The organism is Pseudomonas sp. St290, from assembly GCF_018325805.1.
Classification (GTDB): domain Bacteria; phylum Pseudomonadota; class Gammaproteobacteria; order Pseudomonadales; family Pseudomonadaceae; genus Aquipseudomonas; species Aquipseudomonas bijieensis.
In genome coordinates this window covers 1,055,156-1,081,031 of the sequence record NZ_AP014703.1, presented here as the reverse complement: position 1 = coordinate 1,081,031, position 25,876 = coordinate 1,055,156, and the positions used below count along the sequence as shown (strand labels likewise).

At 61.0% G+C, this 25,876-nt stretch carries 21 protein-coding genes; 13 read left to right on the top strand and 8 right to left on the bottom strand.

Features of this window, described 5'->3' with window-relative positions:
- Nucleotides 1-90: 90 nt before the first annotated feature.
- On the bottom strand, nt 91-1,002 hold the full coding sequence (kdgD, locus tag PBDP_RS04540) for a 5-dehydro-4-deoxyglucarate dehydratase (protein ID WP_014336610.1): 912 nt from the start codon (nt 1,000-1,002) through the stop codon (nt 91-93).
- Nucleotides 1,003-1,371: 369 nt separating this feature from the next.
- On the opposite strand from kdgD, the gene PBDP_RS04535 reads away from it, so the two are divergent.
- Complete coding sequence (locus tag PBDP_RS04535) at nt 1,372-1,713, top strand: hypothetical protein (RefSeq protein WP_163855312.1); 342 nt, start codon at nt 1,372-1,374, stop codon at nt 1,711-1,713.
- A 240-nt stretch (nt 1,714-1,953) separates the two neighbouring features.
- On the opposite strand, the gene PBDP_RS04530 is transcribed toward PBDP_RS04535, so the two are convergent.
- The 4 genes from PBDP_RS04530 to PBDP_RS04515 form a co-directional block, all read right to left on the bottom strand.
- Nucleotides 1,954-2,700, bottom strand: a complete 747-nt coding sequence (locus PBDP_RS04530; protein ID WP_072410832.1) for a FadR/GntR family transcriptional regulator — start codon at nt 2,698-2,700, stop codon at nt 1,954-1,956.
- 277 nt (nt 2,701-2,977) lie between these two features.
- Complete coding sequence (locus tag PBDP_RS04525; RefSeq protein WP_109753527.1) at nt 2,978-4,705, bottom strand: ABC transporter ATP-binding protein/permease; 1,728 nt, start codon at nt 4,703-4,705, stop codon at nt 2,978-2,980.
- 92 nt (nt 4,706-4,797) lie between these two features.
- Complete coding sequence (locus PBDP_RS04520) at nt 4,798-5,358, bottom strand: response regulator transcription factor (protein WP_042732380.1); 561 nt, start codon at nt 5,356-5,358, stop codon at nt 4,798-4,800.
- Nucleotides 5,355-6,614, bottom strand: coding sequence for an ATP-binding protein (locus PBDP_RS04515; protein WP_116834169.1), 1,260 nt, complete (start codon nt 6,612-6,614; stop codon nt 5,355-5,357). Before PBDP_RS04515 ends, PBDP_RS04520 begins: the two co-directional genes overlap by 4 nt.
- A 363-nt stretch (nt 6,615-6,977) precedes the next feature.
- Here PBDP_RS04515 and PBDP_RS04510 point away from each other — a divergent pair, with 363 nt between their 5' ends.
- A complete protein-coding gene (locus tag PBDP_RS04510) occupies nt 6,978-7,694 on the top strand; it encodes an SIMPL domain-containing protein (RefSeq protein ID WP_109753525.1) in 717 nt (238 codons plus the stop codon).
- Nucleotides 7,695-7,750: 56 nt separating this feature from the next.
- Here the strand turns inward: PBDP_RS04510 and PBDP_RS04505 are convergent, their stop codons facing one another.
- A complete protein-coding gene (locus PBDP_RS04505; protein ID WP_116834167.1) occupies nt 7,751-7,999 on the bottom strand; it encodes a hypothetical protein in 249 nt (82 codons plus the stop codon).
- Nucleotides 8,000-8,906: 907 nt separating this feature from the next.
- Here PBDP_RS04505 and PBDP_RS04500 point away from each other — a divergent pair.
- The 9 genes from PBDP_RS04500 to PBDP_RS04460 all read left to right on the top strand — a co-directional run bounded on the left by PBDP_RS04500 (nt 8,907) and on the right by PBDP_RS04460 (nt 21,525).
- The gene (locus PBDP_RS04500; RefSeq protein ID WP_212801882.1) at nt 8,907-10,508 is read left to right on the top strand and encodes an ABC transporter substrate-binding protein; all 1,602 of its coding nucleotides are present in this window, start codon (nt 8,907-8,909) and stop codon (nt 10,506-10,508) included.
- 255 nt (nt 10,509-10,763) lie between these two features.
- Nucleotides 10,764-12,389: an ABC transporter substrate-binding protein gene (locus PBDP_RS04495; RefSeq protein WP_109753521.1), complete on the top strand. Its 1,626-nt coding sequence runs from the start codon at nt 10,764-10,766 to the stop codon at nt 12,387-12,389.
- 306 nt (nt 12,390-12,695) lie between these two features.
- Entirely contained in the window at nt 12,696-14,297 is a 1,602-nt protein-coding gene (locus tag PBDP_RS04490) for an ABC transporter substrate-binding protein (protein WP_212801881.1), read from the top strand.
- 174 nt (nt 14,298-14,471) lie between these two features.
- Nucleotides 14,472-15,887: an OprD family porin gene (locus PBDP_RS04485; RefSeq protein WP_109753519.1), complete on the top strand. Its 1,416-nt coding sequence runs from the start codon at nt 14,472-14,474 to the stop codon at nt 15,885-15,887.
- Nucleotides 15,888-15,962: 75 nt separating this feature from the next.
- Nucleotides 15,963-17,558, top strand: coding sequence for an ABC transporter substrate-binding protein (locus PBDP_RS04480; RefSeq protein WP_116834165.1), 1,596 nt, complete (start codon nt 15,963-15,965; stop codon nt 17,556-17,558).
- A gap of 75 nt (nt 17,559-17,633) precedes the next feature.
- The gene (locus PBDP_RS04475; protein WP_109753517.1) at nt 17,634-18,644 is read left to right on the top strand and encodes an ABC transporter permease subunit; all 1,011 of its coding nucleotides are present in this window, start codon (nt 17,634-17,636) and stop codon (nt 18,642-18,644) included.
- A 10-nt stretch (nt 18,645-18,654) separates the two neighbouring features.
- Entirely contained in the window at nt 18,655-19,566 is a 912-nt protein-coding gene (locus tag PBDP_RS04470; protein ID WP_109753516.1) for an ABC transporter permease subunit, read from the top strand.
- Nucleotides 19,567-19,576: 10 nt separating this feature from the next.
- Nucleotides 19,577-20,545 (top strand): ABC transporter ATP-binding protein, encoded by a 969-nt coding sequence (locus tag PBDP_RS04465; RefSeq protein WP_109753515.1) that lies wholly within the window; start codon nt 19,577-19,579, stop codon nt 20,543-20,545.
- On the top strand, nt 20,545-21,525 hold the full coding sequence (locus PBDP_RS04460; RefSeq protein WP_109753514.1) for a peptide ABC transporter ATP-binding protein: 981 nt from the start codon (nt 20,545-20,547) through the stop codon (nt 21,523-21,525). The genes PBDP_RS04465 and PBDP_RS04460 overlap by 1 nt, the downstream gene beginning before the upstream one ends.
- A 120-nt stretch (nt 21,526-21,645) precedes the next feature.
- On the opposite strand, the gene PBDP_RS04455 is transcribed toward PBDP_RS04460, so the two are convergent.
- Nucleotides 21,646-21,897: a hypothetical protein gene (locus PBDP_RS04455; RefSeq protein ID WP_109753513.1), complete on the bottom strand. Its 252-nt coding sequence runs from the start codon at nt 21,895-21,897 to the stop codon at nt 21,646-21,648.
- Nucleotides 21,898-22,308: 411 nt separating this feature from the next.
- On the bottom strand, nt 22,309-23,892 hold the full coding sequence (locus PBDP_RS04450) for a peptide chain release factor 3 (protein WP_116834164.1): 1,584 nt from the start codon (nt 23,890-23,892) through the stop codon (nt 22,309-22,311).
- A gap of 330 nt (nt 23,893-24,222) precedes the next feature.
- On the opposite strand from PBDP_RS04450, the gene PBDP_RS04445 reads away from it, so the two are divergent.
- Both PBDP_RS04445 and PBDP_RS04440 read left to right on the top strand, forming a co-directional pair.
- A complete protein-coding gene (locus PBDP_RS04445; protein WP_134922816.1) occupies nt 24,223-24,939 on the top strand; it encodes an ABC transporter permease in 717 nt (238 codons plus the stop codon).
- A 25-nt stretch (nt 24,940-24,964) separates the two neighbouring features.
- Nucleotides 24,965-25,867 (top strand): glycine betaine ABC transporter substrate-binding protein, encoded by a 903-nt coding sequence (locus tag PBDP_RS04440; RefSeq protein WP_212801880.1) that lies wholly within the window; start codon nt 24,965-24,967, stop codon nt 25,865-25,867.
- The last annotated feature ends 9 nt before the right edge of the window (nt 25,868-25,876 follow it).

The window sequence follows — 25,876 nt, the reverse complement described above, 5'->3', positions numbered from 1 at the left end:
GCGTCCCTGGTGGCATTCCCACCTGGAGCGTGGGGACGAACAAACCTTACGTAAAAAGCCGCTGATTACTCAGCGGCCTCATCGGGTTTGTTACTGCTTGCCTTGCTTGTCGATCAGCGCGGCCAGGGCTTCGTATTCTTCTGGCAGCAGGTCGGTCAGCGGGGTGCGCACAGGGCCCGCGTCATAGCCAACGATCTTCGCGCCAGCCTTGACGATGCTCACCGCGTAACCGGCCTTGCGGTTGCGGATGTCCAGGTAAGGCAGGAAGAAGTCGTCGATGATCTTGCCCACGGTTTCGTGATCGTCGCGGGCAATGGCGTGGTAGAAGTCCATCGCGGTTTTCGGGATGAAGTTGAACACCGCCGAGGAGTACACCGGCACGCCCAGGGCCTTGTAGGCCGCGGCGTAGACTTCCGCAGTCGGCAGGCCGCCCAGGTAGCTGAAGCGATCGCCAAGACGACGACGGATCGACACCATCAGTTCGATATCGCCCAGGCCATCCTTGTAGCCGATCAGGTTCGGGCAGCGCTCGGCCAGTTGTTCCAGCTGAGTGGCGTTCAGGCGGCAGACGTTGCGGTTGTACACCACCACGCCGATCTTCACCGATTTGCACACGGCTTCAACGTGGGCGGCAACGCCGTCCTGGCTGGCTTCGGTCAGGTAGTGCGGCAGCAGCAACAGGCCTTTGGCACCCAGGCGCTCGGCTTCTTGAGCGTATTCGATGGCCTGGCGGGTGGCACCGCCGACACCGGCAAGGATTGGCACGCTGGTGGCGCAGGTATCGACAGCGGTCTTGATGACCTGCGAATACTCGCTGGCGGCCAGGGAGAAGAATTCACCGGTGCCGCCCGCTGCGAACAGTGCAGAGGCGCCATACGGGGCCAGCCACTCGAGGCGCTTGATGTAGCTGTCGCGATTGAAATCGCCTTGGGCAGTGAAATCGGTGACCGGGAACGACAGCAGGCCAGACGAGAGGATGGACTTCAGTTCTTGTGGATTCATTATTCGAACACCCTGGGACGCAAATGATGTGTATGAAATGGTTAAGCTTCGGCCAGAAGTTGTAGGTCATCGTACAACTTAAAATGTGAACGTCAACTGCATTTCGTCTTTTGTCGGGTGCCGGGGCTGGGGGATTTGTCGCGAAGCCTTGTAAATCGGGACTTTGAGGGGATTGGAAGAGGATGAAACTTGTCGGCCGAGGCCGGGACCATTCATCGCCACTGTCAACTCTGCCAGTAGGCATCGCCACAGCAAGGGGGGCATAACCCCCGTATGGCCGCGCCACGCCCGGCCGTAGTCCTTTTCTCAATCGTTTTAGTGAGCCCGCCCGCACGCGACGACCAGGGCCGCCTCACAGGGAGTGAAATCATGACGACGTATGCGAAGCCGACGCTTCAGGATTTTCCAGCCAATGAAGAGGTCACGATCCGCTTGTCGAAGATCGAGACGTTGACCATAGAGATTCCGAATGCAGATTTCGAACCGAACTCGTCAGCCCAATTGACCCTCGACTCCAAACGTGTGGGCGCTTTTGCCGCCCTGACTGAGGGCGAGGAGTCTACGCCACGCAAGGATGTGACATTGACTTTAACCAACGCCGACTTGATGGCATTCGAAGGCAAATTGGTTGAGCTTCGTTACGAGGTCAGTTACGAGGCCGGCTGGGACAACGATCAATCCGAGCCGCAAATGTTGCGGGTTGAGGCATAAGGCTGGTCGCCTACTATCAGACAGACACCCAGATACAAAGCCAGACACCATTCTCTTGTGGCGAGGGGATTTATCCCCGCTGGGGCGCGAAGCGCCCCCAAACTGATACCTCTGGATATCAGGATTGGGTCGACTGCTTTGGGGCTGCTTCGCAGCCCAGCGGGGATAAATCCCCTCGCCACAGAAATCATGCCCCGGTCCAGCCAGAACAGTGACTCACCTCTTCTCAACTGGCAGAACCTAACCCTGCGCCTGCGCCTCTTCATGGGCCTGGCGCAGCCGCTCACGGCTGTTGGTCAGGTGCAAGCGCATGGCCGCCCGGGCGGCGTCGGAGTCCTGGCGGGCGATGGCTTCGTAGATTTCCTCGTGCTCGCGGCTCAGGCGATCCATGTAGTGCTGGTGGTCATCGTGGGCCAGGCGCGCCGAGTTCAGCCGGGTGCGCGGGATGATGCTGGTGCCCAGGTGGGTCATGATGTCGGTGAAATAACGGTTGCCGGTGGACAGGGCGATTTCCAGGTGGAAGGCGAAGTCCGAAGCCACCGCATCGCTGGCATGGGCGGCGCTTTCCTTCAAGGCATCGAGGGCGGCGCGCATCGTCGCCAGTTGCTCATCGCTACGGCGCTGCGCCGCCAGCCCCGCGGACTCCACTTCCAGGCTGATGCGCAACTCCAGGATCGCCAGCACGTCCCGCAAGGTGACCACCGTGGCCGGGTCGATGCGGAAACCGCTCGGGCTCGGGGTGTCCAGCACGAAGGTGCCGATGCCGTGGCGGGTTTCCACCTGGCCGGCCGCCTGCAACCGGGAAATCGCCTCGCGCACCACGGTGCGGCTGACGCCATGGGCTTCCATGATCGCCGACTCGGTTGGCAATTTATCGCCACGCTTGAGCAGACCGTCGCGAATCTGCTCGGTCAGCACCGTCACCAGCTCCTGCGCCAGGCTGCGGCGTTTGCGGGGAAGGCGTGGTACGTCGATCGGGTTTTCCATGGGTCTGTGTCTCGGCAAGCGGCTGAATGGCATCATCATAGCGCAACGTGGTTGTACGATCACCGTGGGTGCGGTGGCAAGTCTGGTACTGACACCGAGTCGCCTTCATCGCGAGCAGGCTCGCTCCCACATTGGATAGGTTGCGTAGCTAAATATCACGATCAACACAAATCCAGTGTGGGAGCGGGCTTGCTCGCGAAAGCGGTTGTCCGATACATCAATATCAACTGACCCACCGCCTTCGCGAGCAAGCTCGCTCCCACAGGTTTTGTAGTGTTCAGGCGGTCACGGTGCGCTCCACCAGTTGGCCATTTTCGATCCGCACATGTCGCGGGTGGAAACGTTTCAAACTGCTTCGATGGCCAACGCTGACAATGCTCAGGCCCGGCAACTGGTCGATCAGCGCCTGGTACAGCGTCGCCTCGTCTTCTTCATCCATCGCCGACGTGGCTTCGTCCATGTACAACCATTGCGGGGCATAAAGCAATGCGCGAGCAAACGCCAGGCGCTGTTGCTCACCGGGCGAGAGCATGCGCTGCCAGTGGTTGCTTTCATCCAGCCGCGGGACCAGGTGCGGCAGGCGGCAGGTTTCCAGCACCTGTGCATAACGTTCGTTGGGGTAGACGTCGCCAGCCTGTGGATAACTCAGTACTTCGCGCAGGCTGCCAATCGGCAGATAGGGTTTCTGCGGCAGGAACAGATAACGCGCCGCCGGAAGCCGGATCGTCCCGTGCCCCGCTGGCCACAAATGCCCCATCGCGCGAAACAGGGTGGATTTGCCGCTGCCGGAACGACCGCTGAGCATGACCCGCTCGCCCGGCGCCACGCTCATATCGGCGTTATCAAGTAAATGACGGCCGTCGGCCAGGTCCAGCCCCAGGTTGCGCACCTTCAATGCGTCGCCCTGGTTTTGCACGTCGATGGCCGGCACACGGTCTTCGTTGTCGCTCATGGCCTGGCGGAAGCTCAGCAGACGATCACAGGTGGCGCGCCACGCGGCGAGGTCGGCGTAGGCACTGATGAACCAGCTGAAATTCTCCTGCACATTGCCGAACGCCGAGTTGATCTGCATGAGCTCGCCCAGTTGGATCTTGCCGGCGAAGTAACGCGGCGCGGCGACGATGAACGGGAAGATGATCGCGATCTGGCCATAGCCGGAAGTGAAGAACGTCAGGCGCTTGGACACTCGCATGATGTCCCAGAAGTTATGCCAGACCAGGCCGAAACGCCCGCTCAGGCGACGGTTCTCGTTCGGTTCGCCGTTGTACAGCGCAATGCTCTCGGCGTTTTCACGCACCCGGACCATGGAGAAACGCAGGTCGGCTTCGAAGCGTTGCTGGTTGTTGTTCAGCCCGATCAGGCGACGGCCGATCAGGTGCGTCAGCCAACTGCCCACCGCCGCGTACACCAGTGCGCACCAGAACATGTAGCCCGGGATGGTGTAGCCGAACACTTCGATGCTGCCCGAAACGCCCCACAAAATGATCGAGAACGACACCAGGCTGACCACGGTCCGCAGCAGCCCCAAGCCCAGGCTCAGGGTATTGGTGGTGAAGCTGTTGAGGTCTTCGGAAATCCGCTGGTCCGGGTTATCGGTATAACCGCCCTGCTCCAGCCGGTAATAGTTCTTGTCATTGAGCCAACGGGCAAAGTGCTGCTCCGTCAGCCAGGCCCGCCAGCGAATGGTGAGCATCTGCGTCAGGTACAAGCGGTACACCGCGCCCAGGATCGCCACCGCCGCAATGCCGCAGAAATACAGGATCAACTGCCAGAACGCCGCGCTGTTCTTCTCTTGCAGGGCGTTGTAGAAATCCTTGTACCAACTGTTGATCCACACCGAGATCGCCACGCTGAACAGCGACAGTGCGATGACAGCGATCAACAACGTCCAGGCCTTGCCCTTCTCCTCACTGCGCCAGTATGGCGTGGTCATTTGCCAGACACGACGGAAAAACTGCCCGCGCACCGCGTCATTGACCGCGGAATATTCAGCGTTCTGATTCATGGTTAAGGCTCAATAGAGAAAAGAACTCGGGCCGATCATAGAGCAACGGCCCGATTTATCGCGAGGGTGGACAACATTTGTTCAGCGCAGGTTCAGCGACGCACGGGGCGCTTCTGCAATTTGCGCTGCAAGGTCCGCCGGTGCATGCCCAGGGCGCGGGCCGTCGCGGAGATATTGCCTTCGTGTTCAGTCAGCACCCGCTGGATGTGTTCCCATTGCAGGCGATCCACCGACATGGGGTTTTCCGGCACCAGGGTGTCGAGGTCGGCATGCTCGGACAACAGCGCCGCCAACACGTCATCGGCGTCCGCCGGTTTGCACAGGTAATTGCACGCACCGCGCTTGATCGCCTCGACCGCGGTGGCGATGCTCGAATAGCCGGTGAGGATCACCACGCGCATCTCCGGATCCAGCTCCAGCAACTTGGGCAGCAACACCAGGCCGGAATCGCCGTCCATTTTCAGGTCCAGGGCGGCGTAGTCCGGCAGGTCGGCCTGGGCGAGGGCCAGGCCCTCCTCGGCGGAGCCGGCGGTGCTCACGCGAAAGCCGCGACGGGACATGGCCCGGGCCATCACGCGGGTGAACGTGGCGTCGTCATCCACCAGCAACAGGTGCGGCAGTTCTTCGCCGTCGACTTGGATCTCGTCACTCATGTTTCGTCTCCTCGGTCGGCATGGGGCAAGCGCAGCTCGGTGAGCGTGCCGCCTTCCTCATGGGGGTAGAGTTTCACCGAGCCGCCGGCGCGTGTCACGCTGGCTTTGCTCAAAAACAGGCCGAGGCCGAAGCCTTTGCCCTTGGTGGTGTAGAACGGCTTGCCGATCTGCTCGGCGATCGCCAACGGGACACCGGCGCCGTGGTCGCGGATGCTGATGGTCAGCTCATAGGCGTTCCAGTCCAGCGCCACTTCCAGCCCTTCGGGGCAGGCATCGGCAGCGTTGTTCAACAGGTTCAGCAACGCCTGGGTCAGGTCCGGCGGCGGTGCCATGCGCGGCACCGGGCCCTGGCCCAGGCGCTGGAAGCGGTAACTGGCTTCCGGGCGCATCAGGTGCCAGCGGTTCAGCGCCTCATCGAGCCAGTCAGTGACGTCCTGCATATCGATGGCCAGCCGGCGATTGGCCTCGGCGGCGCGCACCAGGTACTGCAGGGTTTCCTTGCAGAGCTTGACCTGATCCTGCAACACGCCCAGGTCCTCTTGCAGTGCCGGGTCGTGATGATCCTGGCGCATCTCCTTGAGCAACACGCTCATGGTCGCCAGCGGCGTGCCCAATTCATGGGCGGCGCCAGCGGCCTGGGTCGCCACGGCCAGCAATTGCTCATCGCGCAGGCCCTCTTCGCGGCGGATGGCCCGCAGTTCTTCCTGGCGGCGCAGTTCCTCGGCCATGCGCGCGGCAAAAAACGTGATCACCGCCGCGGCCAGGGCGAAACTCAGCCACATGCCGTAGATCTGCAGGTTTTCCCGGGCGATGGGGAAGGTTTCCAGCGGGTAGAAACGCGCCAGCAGCAAGGTGTACAGCGCCAGGGCGATGCCCGAAAGGATCAGCGAAAACCGCCATGGCAACGTCACCGCGGCGATGGTCAGCGGCACCAGGTAATAGGAAACGAAGGGGTTGGTGGAACCGCCGGAGAAATACAGCAACGCGCTGTGGATAAACAGGTCACAGGCCAGTTGCACGGCGTATTCGAGCTCGGTCACCGGCCACGAAGTGCGCAGGCGAATCGCCGTCAGCGCGCAAAGCACACTGGAACAGACCAGGGTGATCGCCAATTGCAGCCAGGGTAGCGGCAACAGGTCGAACCAATAGGCGAGCCCCACGGACCCGGCCTGGGCCGCCAGGACCAGAATGCGGATAAACGTCAGGCGCCAGAGGTTCTGGCGAGAGGCGGAAGTCATTTGCAAAGGGGCGAGCATGAGCTCTCCTGATGAGCGCTCCAGGCGGATCGCACGGAGTATAACCAAGGCACGGGTTGCAGCGGCAGATATGCGGCAAAGCGCCACAGCTTCCAGCCTCGCGGCATGACCTTGTGGCGAGGGGATTTATCCCCGCTGGCGCGCGAAGCGCCCCCAAAAGATCAGCCATCACACTGAACCAGTGTCATGACACTATTGGGGCTGCTGCGCAGCCCAGCGGGGATAAATCCCCTCGCCACAAAAAGCCTCCCACCCGCAATCTGTATAGAAGTTGTAACTGTGCGAACCCGCCCATAAAAGCTAGAGTCTTACCGTTCACGCAGGCCCGGACCTTACCCCTGCGCCTCATCCCAAGGAGCTTTCATGCACACGTTCAGTCGCCCCGCCGCCCTGCTCGCCCTCAGCCTCGGCACCCTCGCCAGCCTGCCGGCCCTGGCCGCCGATGAGCTGCATTACAACCAGATTTCCCTACGCGCCGAAGTCAACAAGGACGTGGCGCGCGACCTGATGATCGTCACCCTCTACACCGAGGAACAGAACACCGACCCGGCCAAACTCGCCGCAGCCGTCAGCACCACACTGAACAAAGCCATCGGCCAGGCCAAACAGGTCAAGGACATCACCCTGCGCCAGGGCAGCCGCAGCAGCTACCCGATCTACGACAACAAAGGCGGGAAAATCACCGGCTGGCGTGAACGCGCCGAACTGCGCCTGGAAAGCGCCGACTTCGCCGCCCTGTCCAAACTCACCGGCGAATTGCTCACCGATATGAAAATGGGCGGCATGGACTTCGCCATCTCGACCGCCGTGCGCCAAAGCAGCGAAGACGCCCTGCTCAAAGACGCCGTCAACGCCTTCAAGGCCCGCGCCCAACTGGCCACCGACGCCCTGGGCGGCAAGGGCTACAAAATCGTCAACCTGAACTTCAACACCAACGGTTATCCACAGCCGTTCATGCGCCCACAGATGATGATGAAAGCGGCGTCCATGGATGCTGAGTCGGTTACGCCGGAAGTGGAAGCGGGCACCAGCCAAGTGACGATGGCGGCGGATGGGGTGATTGAGGTGTTGATGCAGTAACCCGCCTGATCGTTCCCACGCCCGCGTGGGAACGATCAAATTGCCTGCTGCATTGTTTACTTCAGCAAAGGCACCGCCGCCTGCGCGAGTTGGGTGAGCAACTCAATATCTTGCCCGTCGCGCGCGCCATCCTCGTTTAAATCAGTTTTTATCCCCACCTTGTCGTAGTGGCCATCCTTCAGAGAGGACGACACAAAGGTATCGAGGTAACACTGTTCGTCACGGTAGAACTTGAGCCGAACCTCAGGGTTTTCATCACGATCAAGATCTTTAAGTGATATGCGGATTTCGTTAGCGGCCATCATCGAACCTCATCCGTTAAGTTAGATCGGTACGGCATCGCTGCTTTGAATAAAGCACGCCCGTATCCAGCATCCTAACCACGCCCCCGAGACCGTCTACTGTCAGAGCTGACAGGTGGACGCCCATACAGACCGAACCGCTCAAACTTGCGAGGAGAAACCCGGTGGCGAGGGGATTTATCCCCGCTGGGCTGCGCAGCAGCCCCAAACCTGACACCTCGCTGTATCAGCTGGATGCAGTCGCTGCTGTTGGGGCCGCTTCGCGCCCCAGCGGGAGCAAGCTCCTTCGCCACGATTTTGTGGTCGACCAGCAATTTGAGGTTGGCCCTCAGGCCGCCATCGCGAGCAAGCTCGCTCCCACAGGGGAACGCGGTCCCACCAAGAACCAGGTCGGCTGTTAGGCCGCCTCGCGGTGGACGTTGATCTCGGCGCCCCGTTAACCACGATGGCCGAACGCAGGCATTGTGGAGTGGGCATCCCGGCATGGATGCCGGGATAGCCGCGCTGGGCCATGGATGGCCCTTCGCGGCGGGCCCACGGAGCAATGCCGGAGTGAGGGCACACCGAGCCTAAGCGAGGTGCCGAGTGGTGGGGCAAAAGCGCTTTGCTTACTTTCGCGCTCTTCGAAAGTGAGTCGCTGTAAAAGCGAAACCATAAGTGGCCGTTACCGCAGCAATGGATATGTACCCGGTCAACAACATCCTGGCCGGCTGTCAGGCCGCCATCGCGAGCAAGCTTTGCTCCCACAGACCTGACAGATGTACAGGGAGGGAGAGGCAGGCCGGCTGTCAGGCCGCCTCGTCCAAAGCGCTATACCCAAACCCAACAGTCCCCCTCACTTTTCGATATTTCCAACACCCCCACCCACAACGCTACCCTCCTGAAAACCGTCACCACCCCAAGGGATTTCATGGACAGAACCACCTTCAAGCCCCTCCTGCTCACCCTAGCCCTGATCAGCAGCGCCCCAATAGCCCAAGCCGCCACCACCCTGGTCTACTGCTCCGAAGCCAGCCCCGCCGGGTTCGACCCCAGCCAATACACCAGCGGCACCGACTTCGATGCCTCGGCCGAAACCGTCTTCAACCGCCTCACCCAATTCAAGCGCGGCGGCACCGAGGTCGAACCCGGGTTGGCCACGAGCTGGGACGTGTCACCCGACGGCCTGGCCTACACCTTCCACCTGCGCAACGGCGTGAAATTCCACACCACCGACACTTTCACCCCCACCCGCGACTTCAACGCCGACGACGTGCTGTTCACCTTCCAGCGCCTGCTCAACCCGCAACACCCATTCCGCCAGGCCTACCCCACCGAGTCGCCGTACTTCACCGACATGGGCCTGAACACCACGATCAAAAGCGTCGAGAAAGTCGACGAGCACACCGTGCGCTTCAACCTGAACAACGTCGACGCGGCTTTCGTGCAAAACCTGGCGATGAGTTTTGCATCCGTACAATCCGCCGAGTACGCAGCGCAGTTGCTGAAGGAAGGCAAGGCCAGCGACCTCAACCAGAAACCCGTCGGCACCGGTCCGTTCGTGTTCAAGCGCTACCAGAAGGACTCGCAGATCCGCTACGCCGCCAATCCGGCGTACTGGAAACCCGAGGACGTGAAGCTCGACAACCTGATTTTCTCCATCACCCCGGACGCCGCCGTACGCCTGCAAAAACTCAAGCGTGGCGAATGCCAGGTCAGTGGTTACCCACGCCCGGCCGACATCGAAGTGATCGAGCAAGACCCGAACCTGCAAGTGCTCAAGCAGCCAGGTTTCAACCTGGGTTTCCTGGCCTACAACGTCACGCACCCGCCCCTGGACCAGCTCAAGGTCCGTCAGGCGCTGGACATGGCCATCGACAAGCCGGCAATCATCAAGGCCGTGTACCAGAGCGCCGGGCAATTGGCACAGAACGCCTTGCCGCCGGCCCAGTGGTCGTTCGACCCGAGCATCCAGGACGCGCCCCACGACGTGACCAAGGCCAAGGCGCTACTCAAGGAAGCCGGGGTTGCACCGGGTACCACCATCGATTTATGGGCGATGACGGTGCAGCGTGCCTCCAACCCCAATGCGCGAATGTCTGCGCAGATGATCCAGCAGGATTGGGCCAAGATCGGGATCAAGGCCAACATCGTCAGTTATGAATGGGGCGAGTACATCAAGCGTGCAAAAAATGGCGAACACGATGCAATGATCTACGGCTGGACCGGCGACAACGGCGACCCCGACAACTGGCTGGGCGTGCTGTACAGCTGCGCGGCGGTCAAGGGCAGCAACTACGCCAAGTGGTGCGACCCGGCGTATGACCGCTTGATCCAGCAAGCCAAGGTCTCGACCGACCGCCAGCAACGTATCGATCTGTACCGACAAGCGCAGAAAATCCTCAAGCAACAGGTGCCGATCACCCCGATCGCCAACTCCACGGTATTCCAGCCGATAAACAGGCAAGTGGTGGATTTCAAACTCAGCCCATTCGGCCTCACACCCTTCTACGGCGTGGGTTTGAAGAAGTAACACCCGCCCATTTCCGGTGCATTGCGGCTGTGCAGCGCACCGGGAAAGGGCGCGTTTTTCCTCAAAAAAACACGCGCAAACGATCAAATGCGTCGGAAGTTACACAGATGCGACATTAAGGTACGTTCGTGCCACTGTTTCGGACTTGTGACCGCTCTGGATCTTGCATTGGGTATGGGGCCTGCATAAGTATCCGCAGGACGACTCACGAGGTCGCCCTCAAATCCAAAAATGACAACAAATCATGAGGCCAACATGCTTAAACAAGCGGTCATTCCGTTTTTAGTCGGCGCCAGCTTACTAGCCAGCGCACCTTTCGCCCAAGCCGCGACTAACCTGGTGTTCTGCTCCGAAGGGAGCCCGGCCGGTTTTGACCCTGGTCAGTACACCACCGGAACCGACTTCGACGCCTCTGCAGAGACCATGTTCAACCGCCTGACCCAGTTCGAACGCGGCGGCACCGCTGTGATTCCTGGCCTGGCGACCAAGTGGGATATTTCCCAAGACGGCCTGACCTACACCTTCCACCTGCGTGAAGGCGTCAAGTTCCACACCACCCCGTACTTCAAGCCGACCCGCGAATTCAACGCCGACGACGTGCTGTTCACCTTCAACCGCATGATCAACAAGGACGACCCGTTCCGTAAGGCGTACCCGACCGAATTCCCGTACTTCACCGACATGGGGATGGACACCAACATCACCAAGATCGACAAAGTCGACGACCACACCGTCAAGTTCACCCTCAAGGATGTCGACGCCGCGTTCATCCAGAACATGGCCATGAGCTTCGCCTCGATCCAGTCCGCCGAGTACGCTGCCCAGCTGCTCAAGGAAGGCAAGGCACCCGACATCAACCAGAAGCCGGTCGGCACCGGCCCGTTCGTGTTCAAGAGCTACCAGAAAGACTCCAACATCCGCTACACCGGGAACAAGGATTACTGGAAGCCTGAGGACGTGAAGATCGACAACCTGATCTTCGCCATCACCACCGACCCGTCGGTGCGCATGCAGAAACTCAAGAAAAACGAATGCCAGATCACCCTCTTCCCACGCCCGGCCGACCTCAAGGCCCTGAAGGAAGACAAGACGCTGAAGATGCCTGACCAGGCCGGTTTCAACCTGGGCTACATCGCCTATAACGTGATGGACAAGATCAAGGGCAGCAACGAGCCGAACGTGCTGGCTGACCTGAAAGTCCGCCAGGCGCTGGACATGGCGGTCAACAAGCCGCAGATCATCGATTCGGTCTACCAGGGTGCCGGCCAGTTGGCCGTCAACGCCATGCCACCGACCCAATGGTCCTACGACACCACCATCAAGGACGCCAAGTACGACCCTGAGAAAGCCAAGGCGCTGCTCAAGGAAGCCGGCGTCAAGGAAGGCACCAACATCACCCTGTGGGCGATGCCGGTCCAGCGTCCGTATAACCCGAACGCCAAGTTGATGGCCGAGATGCTGCAGTCCGACTGGAAGAAGATCGGCCTGAACGTCAACATCGTCAGCTATGAATGGGGTGAGTACATCAAGCGCTCCAAAGGCGGCGAGAACCAGGCGATGATCATCGGCTGGAGCGGTGACAACGGTGACCCGGACAACTGGCTCAACGTGCTGTTCGGCTGCGACTCGCTGGCCGGTAACAACTTCTCCAAATGGTGCGACAAGAAGTTCGATGGCCTGGTCAAGGAAGCCAAGCGCACCACCGACCAGTCCAAGCGCACCGAACTGTACAAACAGGCACAACACGTCCTCAAGGATGCCGTGCCGATGACACCTATCGCTCACTCGACGGTGTATCAACCCATGCGCGCCAACGTGCAGGATTTCAAGATCAGCCCATTCGGCTTGAACTCCTTCTACGGCGTCAGCGTCAGCAAATAAAGATAGGCAACGGCGGCGTCTTCAACGTCGCCGTTGCTTTATCGGCCGAGACCAAGACTCAGGAAATCGCCTACATCCAAAAACACTGCGTACCACAGCAGTTGGTTTAGGACGTATCGCCTTTTCCCACAAGTCTTTCAGGCATTACGCATTTACCGACCGGTCCACGACTCATACCGTCGAGGCCTGGACGGCTTGCCTGCCCTGCGGCATCGCTACGCAATGGAATGAGCTCAGTGCTCCGGACCTGTCCCCGGACAAATACCGGTTCACTGTTAAAACACCCCGAACGAGAGAGGGAGCCACATGCGCCATACCTTGGTTTTATCCGCATTGCTGGGCACCGGCCTGCTGGCCGCGACATCCGCAGCCCAGGCCGCTGACGGCAGCCTGGTGTTCTGTTCCGAAGGCAGCCCCGCCGGTTTCGACACCGCGCAATACACCACGGCCACCGACAACGATGCCGCCGAACCGCTGTACAACCGCCTGGCCGAGTTCGAAAAAGGCGCGACCAATGTCGTTCCGGGCCTGGCGACCAGCTGGGACATTTCCGAGGACGGCCTGAAATACACCTTTCACCTGCGTGAAGGCGTGAAGTTTCATACCACCGACTACTTCACCCCGACCCGGGACTTCAACGCCGACGACGTGCTGTTCACCTTCAACCGCATGCTCGATCCGCAGCATCCGTTCCGCAAGGCCTACCCCACCGAGTTCCCGTACTTCAACGGCATGAGCCTGAACAAGAACATCGCCAAGGTGGAAGCGACCGGGCCGTTGACGGTGGTCATGACCCTCAACAGCGTGGACGCCGCGTTCATCCAGAACATCGCCATGAGTTTCGCCGCGATCCTGTCGGCCGAATACGCCGACCAGTTGCTCAAGAACGGCAAGCCGAGCGACATCAACCAGAAACCGATCGGCACCGGGCCATTCGAGTTCAAGAGCTACCAGAAAGACTCCAACATCCGCTACGTCGCCAACAAGCAGTACTGGGCGCCGGAACGGGTCAAGCTGAACAACCTGATCTTCTCCATCAACACCGATGCCTCGGTACGGGTGCAGAAGCTCAAGGCCAACGAATGCCAGGTCACCCTGCATCCGCGCCCGGCCGACGTGCCGGCCTTGAAAAACGACCCCAAGCTGCAGTTGATCGAGAAGCCCGGCTTCAACCTTGGCTACATCGCCTATAACACCCGCCACAAGCCGTTCGACCAGGTCGAGGTGCGGCGGGCGCTGGACATGGCGGTGAACAAGCACGGCATTCTCAATGCCGTGTACCAGGGCGCGGGGCAACTGGCGGTCAACGCCATGCCGCCGACCCAATGGTCCTACGACGATACGATCAAGGACACCGCCTACAACCCGGAAAAGGCCAAGGAATTGCTCAAGGCCGCCGGGGTCAAGGAAGGTACCGAAATCACCCTCTGGGCCATGCCCGTGCAACGCCCGTACAACCCCAACGCCAAGCTGATGGCCGAGATGCTCCAGGCCGACTGGGCGAAGATCGGCCTGAAGGTGAAGATCGTCAGCTACGAATGGGGCGAGTACATCAAGCGCACCAAGAACGGCGAGCACGACATCAGCCTGATCGGCTGGACCGGCGACAATGGCGACCCGGACAACTGGCTGGGCACGCTGTACAGCTGCGACGCCATTGGTGGCAACAACTACTCCATGTGGTGTGACCAGGATTACGACAAGCTGATCAAGCAGGCCAAGGTCGTCACCGACCGCGACCAGCGCACCGTGCTCTACAAACAGGCCCAGCAGTTGCTCAAGCAGCAAGTGCCGATCACCCCTGTTGCCCACTCGACGGTCAACCAGCCGCTGAGTGCCAAAGTCGAAGGGTTCAAAGTCAGCCCCTTCGGTCGCAACGTGTTCTCGGGCGTCAGCCTGAACCCATAACCGTATAGCCACGCAGCGAGGGTTTCCTCTGGAAGCCCTCTCGCAGACGTCTTGCCTGAATTCGCCGATCAGGCGCCATGCAAACGTTTGCCAGCTGTGAATGAGTTGTAAAAACCAATAGCCGTATCACCAAAAAAGACCGGCATTAAAAAAGAAAGAAAAGGAGCTTTACCCATGAAACTGAGCAGCACCGCGATACTGGCCCTGGCCATCAGCAGCATCACCGCGACAGCCTATGCAGAATCCCAGAGCCAGGCGGTCACTCCAGTGACCCTCAAGACCACCAGCGAGCAAAGCGAAGCCAAGGGCTTCATCGAAGGCCAGTCCATCAGTGGCACCACTCGCAACTGGTACGCCAACGAGCAATTCAAGCGCGGCGCGAAACTCACCTATCGCAAGAACGGCGAAGCACGCGAGACCGACCGGCGTATCAACTGGGTGCAAGGCACTATCATCAAGTACAACTCGGGCTTCACCGAAGGCACCGTAGGCTTCAGCACCGAATTGGCCGCCTACAACGCCATCGCCCTGGACCAGGACCGCAAGGACCTGGCGTCCAACAATGGCGGCGCACCGACCACCCGTCCTGGCGCCGGCAACAACCGTACCCTGACCCGCGAAGGCGGTGACGCCGTAGGCCAGTGGAGCAAACTGGGCCTGGCCAACGTCAAGGCCCGCGTTTCCAACACCACCCTGACCGCTGGCCGCCAGAACTTCAGCAGCCCGATGGTCGACGTCATCGGCAACCGTGCCCTGCCTTCCAGCTTCCAGGGTGTGAGCCTGCACAGCGAAGAGTTCGAAAACCTGGGCTTTGACATCGCCACCTTCGACCGCAACTCGCCGCGTACCGAAGAGAGCCTGCGCAAGTTCCGTTCCGAATACGGCGACAGCAGCGTTGAAACCGATCACGTCAACACCGCCGGTATCACCTACCAGCCCCTGGCCAGCCTGAAGACCAGCCTCTGGGCGACCCAGGCCGAGGACATGTGGAACCAGTACTACTTCGGCGCCACCCATGAACTGGGCGACAGCTCGGTGCTGAGCCTGACCACCGGCCTGAACTACTACAAGACCGTGGACTCGGGCAAAAGCAAGCTCGGCGAGATCGACAACGACACCTACTCCCTGTCGTTCGGCCTGACGCACCAGGCCCATAGCCTGACCTTCTCGTACCAGGAAGTGAACGGCAACGAGTACTTCGACTACCTGCACGAAACCAACGGCATCTACCTGGCCAACTCCCTGCTGTCGGACTTCAACGGCCCGAACGAGAAATCCTTCCAGATCGCCTACGGCCTGAACATGGCCGAATACGGCGTGCCTGGCCTGAAGTTCAACATCTACCAGGCGCGCGGCTGGGGCATCGACGGTACCCACTACAACAGCACTGGCTATAGCGACGTGCGGGCCATGGACGGTGAGCACCACTATGAATACGGCGTCGGCGCGTCCTATGCCGTACAGAGCGGTCCTCTGAAAGCCACCGCGATCCGTGCGACCTACACCGCACACCGCGCCAGCGAAAACCAGGCCGACGGCAGCCTCAACGAGTTCCGCCTGGTCACCACCATTCCGTTCAACATTCTCTAAACTCCCACCGGGCGGTCGACTCACAAGGTCAACCGCCCGGTCTTTTGCCATTTACCCGATTGCAGAGGATTGACGATGAACATGATCCCCCTACGCGCAGCCATCGCCGCTGCGTTGCTGAGTGTCGCCGTTGGCGCCGCGGCCAAACCCCTGGTGGTTTGTACAGAAGCCAGCCCGGAAGGCTTCGACATGGTCCAGTACACGACTGCAGTCACTGCCGACGCCGTGGCAGAAACCATTTTCAACCGCCTGGCCGACTTCAAGCCCGGCACCACCGAAGTGATTCCGGCCCTGGCCGAATCCTGGGACATCAGTGACGATGGCCTGACGTACACCTTCCACCTGCGCAAGGGCGTCAAGTTCCACACCACCGAATACTTCAAGCCGACCCGCGACATGAACGCCGACGACGTGGTCTGGAGCTTCCAGCGCCAGCTGGACCCGAATCACCCATGGCACAAGCTGTCGAGCGTGGGCTTCCCGTACTTTGAAAGCATGGGCTTCAAAGAGCTGCTCAAGAGCGTCGAGAAAGTCGACGAGCACACGGTCAAGTTCAGCCTGACCCGCCGCGAAGCGCCGTTCCTGGCCGACATCGCCATGGCCTTCTCCTCGATCTACCCGGCCGAATACGCCGACCAGTTGCTCAAGGCAGGCAAGGCCGGCGATCTCAACAGCAAGCCGGTCGGCACCGGGCCGTTCATCTTCCAGCGCTACAACAAGGACGCCCAGGTGCGCTTCAAGGCCAACCCGGACTACTTCCGTGGCAAGCCGCCGGCCGATGCCCTGGTGCTGGCCATCGCCACCGACAACAACGTGCGCATGCAAAAACTCAAGACCAACGAGTGCCAGATCGCGCTGTATCCAAAACCGGATGACATCCCCAGCATCAAGAAAGACCCGAACCTGAAGGTCGCTGAACTGGACGCGATGACCGTCTCCTACACCGCCCTGAACACCAGCCACAAATACATGAGCGACGTGCGGGTGCGCAAAGCCATCGACCTGGCCTTCGACAAGGAAGCCTACGTCAACGCGCTGTTCGGCAAGGGCAACGCCACCGTGGCCGTCAACCCGTATCCGCCAACCCTGCTGGGCTTCAACCACGACCTGAAGAACCCGCCTCGCAACCTGGACAAGGCCCGTGAGTTGCTCAAGGAAGCCGGTGTGCCGGAAGGCACCGTATTCACCCTGTTCACCCGCAACGGTGGCGGCCCGACCAACCCCAACCCGATGCTCGGCGCGCAGATGATGCAGGCCGACCTGGCCAAGGTCGGAATCAAGGTCGACATCCGCGTGATGGAATGGGGCGAAATGCTCAAGCGCGCGAAAAACGGCGAGCACGACATGGTTTCCGCCGGATGGGCGGGCGACAACGGCGACCCGGATAACTTCCTGACGCCTATGCTCAGTTGCGAGGCGGCCAAGAACGGCGAAAACTACGCGCGCTGGTGCAATGAGAAATTCCAGGCGCTGATCGACCAGGCTCGCGCCACAGTGAACCCTGAGGAACGCATCAAGCTCTATGAACAGGCCCAGGTGCTTTTCAACCAGGACCTGCCATGGATCAGCATGGCCCACACCCGCATGTTCACCGCAATGCGCAACAACGTAGAGGGTTATGTGATTAGCCCGCTCACCACCAACAACTTCGCCACCACCCAGGTGAAGTAGATAAGAAAACGCCCGGCCGCTCTTGACCCAAGAGTTGCCGGGCACGCCTAACCGGCTGATGAGGTACACCTGAAGATGTTTAGTTTTATTGCCCGCCGACTGGGATTACTGATCCCCACGTTCTTCGGCATCACCTTGCTGACCTTCGCGTTGATTCGCATGATCCCCGGCGATCCCGTGGAAGTGATGATGGGCGAACGTCGGGTCGATCCCGAAATGCATGCACAGGCAATGGAACGCCTTGGCCTCAATAAACCGCTGTATGCCCAGTACCTGGACTACATCGGCAAACTGGCCCACGGCGACCTCGGCGAATCGCTGCGTACCCGTGAAAGCGTATGGACCGAGTTCAGCTCTCTGTTTCCCGCGACCCTGGAACTGTCCATGGCCGCCCTGTTGTTCGCCGGCATCCTGGGCCTTTTGGCCGGGGTGATCGCGGCACTCAAGCGAGGATCCCTGTTCGACCATGGGGTGATGGGCGTCTCCCTGGCGGGGTATTCGATGCCGATCTTCTGGTGGGGCCTGATCCTGATCATGTTCTTCTCGGTGTCCCTGGGCTGGACGCCGGTGTCGGGGCGGATCGACCTGCTCTACGACATCGAGCCGCGGACCGGCTTCATGCTGATCGACACGCTGCTGGCCGATGAGCCCGGCGCGTTCCTCGATGCGCTGCACCACCTGATCCTGCCGGCCATCGTGCTGGGCACCATTCCGCTGGCGGTAATCGCCCGCATGACCCGCTCCTCGATGCTCGAAGTGCTGCGCGAAGACTACATCCGTACCGCCCGAGCCAAGGGCCTGTCGCCTTCGCGCGTGGTATTCGTGCATGGCCTGCGCAACGCGCTGATCCCGGTGCTGACCGTGGTCGGCCTGCAAGTCGGCACGCTGCTGGCCGGTGCGGTCCTGACTGAAACGATCTTCTCCTGGCCGGGCATCGGCAAGTGGCTGATCGAAGCCATCGGCGCCCGGGACTACCCCGTGGTGCAGAACGGCATCCTGTTAATCGCCTGCCTGGTGATTCTGGTCAACTTCGTCGTGGACATCCTCTACGGCTTTGCCAACCCACGCATCCGTCACCAGCGCTGAGATCAAAACCATGAGTACTCCAACTACCGCGGTAGCAGTCGATCAAAGCCTGCTGTATCCGTCCCCGTACAAAGAATTCTGGCAGGCGTTTTCCCGTAACAAGGGCGCCGTGGCCGGGCTGCTGTTCATGATCCTGGTGGTGTTCTGTGCGATCTTCGCGCCGTGGGTCGCGCCTCACGACCCGAGCGAGCAATACCGCGACTTCCTGCTGACGCCGCCGGCGTGGCTCGAGGGCGGGCAGATCCAGTTCCTGCTGGGCACCGACGAGCTGGGCCGCGATTTGCTCTCGCGCCTGATCCAGGGCTCGCGCCTGTCGCTGCTGATCGGCTTGTCGTCGGTGGTGATGTCGCTGATCCCGGGCATCCTGCTGGGGCTGTTCGCCGGGTTCTTCCCGCGCCTGCTCGGCCCGACCATCATGCGCTTGATGGACATCATGCTGGCCCTGCCCTCGCTGCTGCTGGCCGTGGCGATCGTCGCCATCCTCGGCCCAGGCCTGATCAACACCGTGATCGCCATCGCCATCGTCTCGCTGCCGTCCTACGTGCGCCTGACCCGCGCCGCCGTGATGGGCGAGCTGAACCGCGACTACGTGACCGCCGCCCGCCTCGCCGGTGCCGGCCTGCCACGCCTGATGTTCATCACCGTGCTGCCCAACTGCATGGCGCCGCTGATCGTGCAGGCGACCCTGAGCTTTTCCTCGGCGATCCTCGACGCCGCCGCCCTGGGCTTCCTCGGCCTCGGCGTACAACCGCCAACCCCGGAGTGGGGCACCATGCTGGCCTCGGCCCGCGACTACATCGAACGCGCCTGGTGGGTCGTGAGCCTGCCTGGCTTGACCATTTTGCTCAGCGTGCTGGCAATCAACCTGATGGGCGACGGTTTGCGCGATGCGCTGGACCCGAAACTCAAGAATGCCGCCTGAGGAGATTCCCATGTCACTGCTAGAAATCAAGAATCTCAACGTTCGCTTCGGCGACGCCACCGCCGTGCCGGTGGTCGACGGCCTGGACCTGACCGTGGAAAAGGGCGAAGTACTGGCCATCGTCGGCGAATCGGGCTCGGGCAAATCCGTGACCATGATGGCGCTGATGGGCCTGATCGAGCACCCCGGCATCGTCACCGCCGATGCACTGAACTTCGACGGCAAGAACATGCTCAAGCTGAGCAGCCGCCAGCGCCGGCAGATCGTCGGCAAGGACCTGGCGATGGTCTTCCAGGACCCGATGACCGCGCTCAACCCCAGCTACACCGTGGGTTTCCAGATTGAAGAAGTGCTGCGCCTGCACCTGAAGATGTCCGGCAAGGCCGCCCGCAAGCGCGCCATCGAGCTGCTGGAAAAGGTCGAGATCCCCGGCGCGGCCAGCCGCATGGACGCCTACCCGCATCAACTGTCCGGCGGCATGAGCCAGCGCGTGGCGATTGCCATGGCGATTGCCGGCGAGCCGAAACTGTTGATCGCCGACGAACCGACCACCGCCCTGGACGTGACCATCCAGGCGCAGATCATGGACCTGCTGCTGGCCCTGCAAAAAGAGCAGGACATGGGCCTGGTGCTGATCACCCACGACCTGGCCGTGGTGGCTGAAACCGCCCAGCGCGTGTGCGTGATGTACGCCGGCCAAGCGGTGGAAGTGGGCAAGGTGCCGGAGCTGTTCGACATCCCCGCCCACCCGTACAGCGAAGCGTTGCTGGCGGCGATTCCGGAGCACAGCATGGGCGCCGAGCGCCTGGCGACCTTGCCCGGCATCGTCCCCGGTCGCTACGACCGTCCGCAAGGCTGCCTGCTGTCACCGCGCTGCCCCTATGTGCAGGACAACTGCCGCCAGCAACGCCCGGCCCTTGATCCGAAATCCAACAGCCTCGCCCGCTGCTTCTACCCGTTGAACCAGGAGGTGGCGTGATGGCCGTCGTACTTACCGCCCGTGACCTGACCCGTCATTACGAAGTGTCCCGTGGCATGTTCAAGGGCCATGCGACCGTGCGCGCCCTCAACGGTGTGTCATTCGAACTGGAAGCTGGCAAGACCCTGGCCGTGGTGGGTGAATCCGGCTGCGGCAAATCCACCCTCGCCCGGGCCCTGACGCTGATCGAAGAACCGTCCTCCGGCTCCTTGAAAATCGCCGGCCAGGAAGTGACCGGTGCCAACAAGGCCGAGCGCAAGCAATTGCGTAAAGACGTGCAGATGGTCTTCCAGAGCCCGTATGCGTCCCTCAACCCGCGGCAGAAAATCGGTGATCAGCTGGCCGAGCCGTTGCTGATCAACACCAGCCTGTCGGCCACCGAGCGGCGGGAAAAAGTCCAGGCGATGATGAAGCAGGTGGGCCTGCGCCCCGAGCATTACCAGCGCTACCCGCACATGTTCTCCGGCGGCCAGCGCCAGCGCATCGCCCTGGCCCGCGCCATGATGTTGCAACCCAAGGTGCTGGTGGCGGACGAACCGACGTCGGCGCTGGACGTGTCGATCCAGGCCCAGGTGCTGAACCTGTTCATGGACTTGCAGGAGGAATTCAACACCGCCTACGTATTCATTTCCCACAACCTGGCGGTGGTGCAACACGTGGCCGACGACGTGATGGTGATGTACCTCGGTCGCCCGGTGGAAATGGGCCCCAACGAGTCGATCTACAGTCGCCCGCTGCACCCGTACACCCAGGCGCTGCTGTCGGCCACCCCGACCATCCACCCGGACCCGAACAAGCCGAAGATCAAGATCGTCGGCGAACTGCCCAACCCGCTCAACCCACCGTCCGGCTGCGCCTTCCACAAGCGCTGCCCGTACGCAACCGAGCGCTGCAAGACGGAAGAACCGGCCCTGCGCTTGCTCGATAACCGGCAGGTAGCGTGTCACTACGCCGAGCAGTTCCTCGAAGGCGCGGCGTAACAGCCAGCACTCGCCACAAGGGTAAGTCTTCGCCTGGGGTCATGCGCCCGGCCTAAAAAACCCCTCCAGTCCCGACTGAGTATCAGTTGGGGCTGGAGGGGTTTTCTTTAGGTCAGAAATCTACGTCTGGCTATCGCCCTCTGCATCCTCATCGTCATCTGGCGTGTCGATTGGCGCACCATCATCGTCCTCGCCATCGTCCGAATCACCTGCGTCCGCATCGGTCGCGGCAAGCATCCACTCACCGTGCACCACCGAGCCACTCGACGCGTGCTGCTCGTGCTCATCGCATTCCGCCCACGCAGCCGTGGAACCCAGAGACAGCATCACCAGCACCTTCAGCAAAAACATCATGCGTAGAAGCTTGTTCATAGCCAATTCCTTCTTTTCCGGATAAAGCCGGGGCCTGACGGCGCTCAAGAAAATCTAGTTCTGAACAGGCCGGTTCACCAGATAGGACGCTTAAGAACAACCAGAAATGCCGCTGCCCGACAGATTGGTTTCGAATAAGGGTTATCTCCAAACCTACTAACGCCCGTATGGGGGCAGGTTTGCTCTCACAAGGAGATCTGTGCCGAACACAAGTATTTGCCCATGAAGATCCAGTGTGGGAGCGAGCCTGCTCGCGATGACGGCGGCACATCCGACATAGATGCTGACTGACCCACCGCTATCGCGAGCAGGCTCGCTCCCACAGTGAGTTATTTATGTTCAGAACATGGGACAAGCCATAAAAAACCCCCGCTGTTTTCACAACGGGGGTTTTGATTTGCAGCTCAGCGTTTAGTGATGCTCGCGGGTCGCGCGGAATTTCACATCCGGCCAGCGCTCTTCCATCAGCGCCAGGTTGACCCGGGTCGGGGCCAGGTAGGTCAGATGACCGCCACCGTCGAGCGCGAGGTTTTCCACGGCCTTGTTGGAAAACTCCTCGAGTTTCTTCTTGTCGCCACATTCAACCCAACGGGCGGAATACACGGTGATCGGTTCATAGGAACATTCGACCTTGTATTCCTCTTTCAAGCGGCTGGCGACGACGTCGAACTGCAGCACACCGACGGCGCCGAGGATGATGTCGTTGCTGCGCTCCGGGAAGAACACCTGGGTGGCGCCCTCCTCGGCCAGTTGCTGCAGGCCCTGGCGCAGTTGCTTGGACTTGAGCGGGTCTTTCAGGCGCACGCGGCGGAACAGTTCCGGGGCGAAGTGCGGAATGCCGGTGAAACCCAAGGCTTCGCCTTCGGTGAAGGTGTCGCCGATCTGGATGGTGCCGTGGTTATGCAAACCGATGATGTCGCCGGCGAAGGCCTCTTCCAGTTGCTCGCGCTCCGAGGAGAAAAAGGTCAGGGCGTCGCCGATGCGCACGTCCTTGCCGGTACGCACGTGGCGCATCTTCATGCCTTTTTCGTACTTGCCGGAGCAAATGCGCATGAAGGCGATGCGGTCGCGGTGCTTGGGGTCCATGTTCGCCTGGATCTTGAACACGAAGCCCGAGAACTTCTCCTCCACCGGTTCCACGGTGCGCTCGTTGGCGACGCGGGCCAGCGGGCGCGGGGCCCAATCGACCACGGCGTCGAGCACATGGTCGACACCGAAGTTGCCCAGGGCGGTACCGAAGAACACCGGGGTCAGTTGGCCGTCGAGGAATTCCTGCTGGTCGAATTCATGGCAGGCGCCCTGCACCAGTTCCAGTTGCTCGACAAAACGCTCGTACTCGTCGCCCAAGTGCGCGCGAGCCTCGTCGGAGTCGAGCTTCTCGATGATCTTGACTTCGGTGCGCTCATGGCCGTGACCGGCGGTGTAGACGATGATGTAGTCGTCGGCCAGGTGGTACACGCCCTTGAAGTCGCGGTAGCAACCGATCGGCCAGGTGATCGGCGCCGCCTTGATCTTCAGGACCGCTTCGATCTCGTCGAGCAGTTCGATCGGGTCGCGGATGTCGCGGTCGAGTTTGTTGATGAAGCTGACAATCGGCGTGTCCCGCAGACGGCAGACGTCCATCAGCGCGATGGTCCGTGGCTCGACGCCTTTACCGCCGTCGAGGACCATCAGCGCCGAGTCCACCGCCGTCAGGGTGCGGTAGGTGTCTTCGGAGAAGTCTTCGTGGCCCGGGGTGTCGAGCAGGTTGATCATGTGCTCGCGATACGGGAACTGCATGACCGACGTGGTAATGGAAATACCCCGTTGTTTTTCCATTTCCATCCAGTCGGAGGTGGCATGGCGGTCGGACTTGCGAGATTTCACCGTGCCGGCGACCGCAATCGCCTTGCCCATCAGCAAGAGCTTCTCGGTGATGGTGGTCTTACCGGCATCGGGGTGGGAAATAATGGCGAAAGTGCGGCGTTTCGCGACTTCGGCGGCCTGTTTGGTCATGGGAAATCGCCTGGCAGGTGATTCAAAAAAGGGCGGCGATTATAGCTCAACTTGCGCCAGGAACCGAACCGTTGAGCACATCCAGGGTGGCCAGATCTTCCCTGGCATGGGAACCTTTTGCCGCGTGGAGGCGTCCACCCCCCTGTTACGGCTATTCGTCAGGGTCTGAAAAATCAGCAAGTTAGCCTGACGAGGCTGCGCTCATGGCTCGATTTGGCGGCCGTTTACCGGCATCCAAAGAGCTGCTTCTCGCGAACGTTTTCCCGGCAACCAGTGATGGTTCGCCGCCCGGGAAAGCGTGCGCCGACTGAAAGACAAAGGAGTCCGCCTGTGGCTATCCGCTATGGCAAAGGGCTTATCGGGGGTGCGGTCGTCGTCGCTCTCCTGGCCCTGTTGGTCCACTGGATCGGCATCGATACGATCCAACGCTACCACGACGACCTACTGTTCTACCTGCAAGCGCACCTGATGCTTGTATTGGCCTCCATGCTGGCGGCCCTGATTGTCGGCATCCCCGCCGGCATCGCCTTAAGCCGCCCCAGCCTGGTCGGGCGCGCCGAACGCTTCATGCAAGTGTTCAACATCGGTAACACCGTACCGCCCCTGGCCGTACTGGCCATCGCCCTGGGCATCCTGGGCATCGGCAGCGGGCCCGCTATCTTCGCCCTGTTCCTCGCCTCGTTGCTGCCCATCGTGCGCAACACCTATGAAGGCCTGAAGAATGTCCAGGGCTCCCTCAAGGAAGCCGCCGTCGGCATCGGCATGACCCCGCGCCAGGTGCTGTGGAAAGTCGAATTGCCCAATGCCGTGCCGATCATCATCGGCGGCGTGCGCGTGGCCCTGGCGATCAACGTCGGCACCGCGCCCCTGGCGTTCCTGATCGGCGCCAACAGCCTCGGCAGCCTGATCTTCCCCGGCATTGCCTTGAACAACCAGCCGCAGTTGCTGCTCGGCGCGGCCTGCACCGCCCTGCTGGCGTTGCTGCTCGACGGCCTGGTGACACTGGCCAGCCGCCTCTGGCTGGAACGCGGCCTGCGCCCGTCATAAGCCTGGCCGGATAAAGGAAATCGTTATGAAGAAGTTGAGCTTGATACTGGGCTGTGTCCTGCTGTTCGCGGGATTAGCCCAAGCCGCTGAAAAACCGCTGATCCGCCTCGGCGCGCGGGTGTTCACCGAACAGACGCTGCTGGCGGAAATCACCGCGCAATACCTGCGCAGCAAGGGCTACGACGCACAGATCACCGGTGGCCTGGGCAGTAACCTGGCCCGCAGCGCCCATGAAACCGGGCAATTGGACCTGCTGTGGGAATACACCGGCGTGTCGCTGGTGGCCTACAACCACGTCACCGAGAAACTCGACAGCGCCCAGTCCTACGCTCGAGTGAAAGAACTCGACGCGAAAAAAGGCCTGGCCTGGCTGGCGCCGTCGAAGTTCAGCAACACCTACGCCCTGGCCCTGCCGGAAAAAATCGCCCGCCAATACCCGCAGATCAACAGCATCAGCCAGTTGAACACGGTGTTGCAGGCCGAAGCCGATGACAATCACCTGGTAGCCCTGGACACCGAGTTCGCCAACCGCTCCGACGGCCTGGCGGGCATGGTCGAGCAGTACGGCATGAACCTGACCCGCAAGAATATCCGGCAGATGGACGCGGGCCTGGTCTACACCGCCTTGCGCAACGGCCAGGTATTCGCCGGGCTGGTGTACACCACCGACGGTCGGCTGAACGCGTTCAAGCTGAAATTGCTGGAAGACGACAAGCATTACTTCCCCGACTACACCGCCGCGCCAGTGGTGCGCCAGGCGTTCCTCGACGCCCATCCGCAACTGGCCGCACTGCTCAAGCCTCTGGCCGAACTGTTCGACGATGCAACCATGCGCCAGCTCAACGCCCGCGTGGACGTCAACCACGAAAGCCCTTCCACCGTTGCCGCCGATTTCCTGCGCCAGCATTCCCTGCTCTCAACCCAATGACCTGGAGGA

Coding starts and splice junctions, on each gene's coding strand:
- kdgD (WP_014336610.1), bottom strand. CDS start 1,002: ATGAATCCACAAGAACTGAAGTCCATCCTCTCGTCTGGCCTGCTGTCG.
- PBDP_RS04535 (WP_163855312.1), top strand. CDS start 1,372: ATGACGACGTATGCGAAGCCGACGCTTCAGGATTTTCCAGCCAATGAA.
- PBDP_RS04530 (WP_072410832.1), bottom strand. CDS start 2,700: ATGGAAAACCCGATCGACGTACCACGCCTTCCCCGCAAACGCCGCAGC.
- PBDP_RS04525 (WP_109753527.1), bottom strand. CDS start 4,705: ATGAATCAGAACGCTGAATATTCCGCGGTCAATGACGCGGTGCGCGGG.
- PBDP_RS04520 (WP_042732380.1), bottom strand. CDS start 5,358: ATGAGTGACGAGATCCAAGTCGACGGCGAAGAACTGCCGCACCTGTTG.
- PBDP_RS04515 (WP_116834169.1), bottom strand. CDS start 6,614: ATGCTCGCCCCTTTGCAAATGACTTCCGCCTCTCGCCAGAACCTCTGG.
- PBDP_RS04510 (WP_109753525.1), top strand. CDS start 6,978: ATGCACACGTTCAGTCGCCCCGCCGCCCTGCTCGCCCTCAGCCTCGGC.
- PBDP_RS04505 (WP_116834167.1), bottom strand. CDS start 7,999: ATGATGGCCGCTAACGAAATCCGCATATCACTTAAAGATCTTGATCGT.
- PBDP_RS04500 (WP_212801882.1), top strand. CDS start 8,907: ATGGACAGAACCACCTTCAAGCCCCTCCTGCTCACCCTAGCCCTGATC.
- PBDP_RS04495 (WP_109753521.1), top strand. CDS start 10,764: ATGCTTAAACAAGCGGTCATTCCGTTTTTAGTCGGCGCCAGCTTACTA.
- PBDP_RS04490 (WP_212801881.1), top strand. CDS start 12,696: ATGCGCCATACCTTGGTTTTATCCGCATTGCTGGGCACCGGCCTGCTG.
- PBDP_RS04485 (WP_109753519.1), top strand. CDS start 14,472: ATGAAACTGAGCAGCACCGCGATACTGGCCCTGGCCATCAGCAGCATC.
- PBDP_RS04480 (WP_116834165.1), top strand. CDS start 15,963: ATGAACATGATCCCCCTACGCGCAGCCATCGCCGCTGCGTTGCTGAGT.
- PBDP_RS04475 (WP_109753517.1), top strand. CDS start 17,634: ATGTTTAGTTTTATTGCCCGCCGACTGGGATTACTGATCCCCACGTTC.
- PBDP_RS04470 (WP_109753516.1), top strand. CDS start 18,655: ATGAGTACTCCAACTACCGCGGTAGCAGTCGATCAAAGCCTGCTGTAT.
- PBDP_RS04465 (WP_109753515.1), top strand. CDS start 19,577: ATGTCACTGCTAGAAATCAAGAATCTCAACGTTCGCTTCGGCGACGCC.
- PBDP_RS04460 (WP_109753514.1), top strand. CDS start 20,545: ATGGCCGTCGTACTTACCGCCCGTGACCTGACCCGTCATTACGAAGTG.
- PBDP_RS04455 (WP_109753513.1), bottom strand. CDS start 21,897: ATGAACAAGCTTCTACGCATGATGTTTTTGCTGAAGGTGCTGGTGATG.
- PBDP_RS04450 (WP_116834164.1), bottom strand. CDS start 23,892: ATGACCAAACAGGCCGCCGAAGTCGCGAAACGCCGCACTTTCGCCATT.
- PBDP_RS04440 (WP_212801880.1), top strand. CDS start 24,965: ATGAAGAAGTTGAGCTTGATACTGGGCTGTGTCCTGCTGTTCGCGGGA.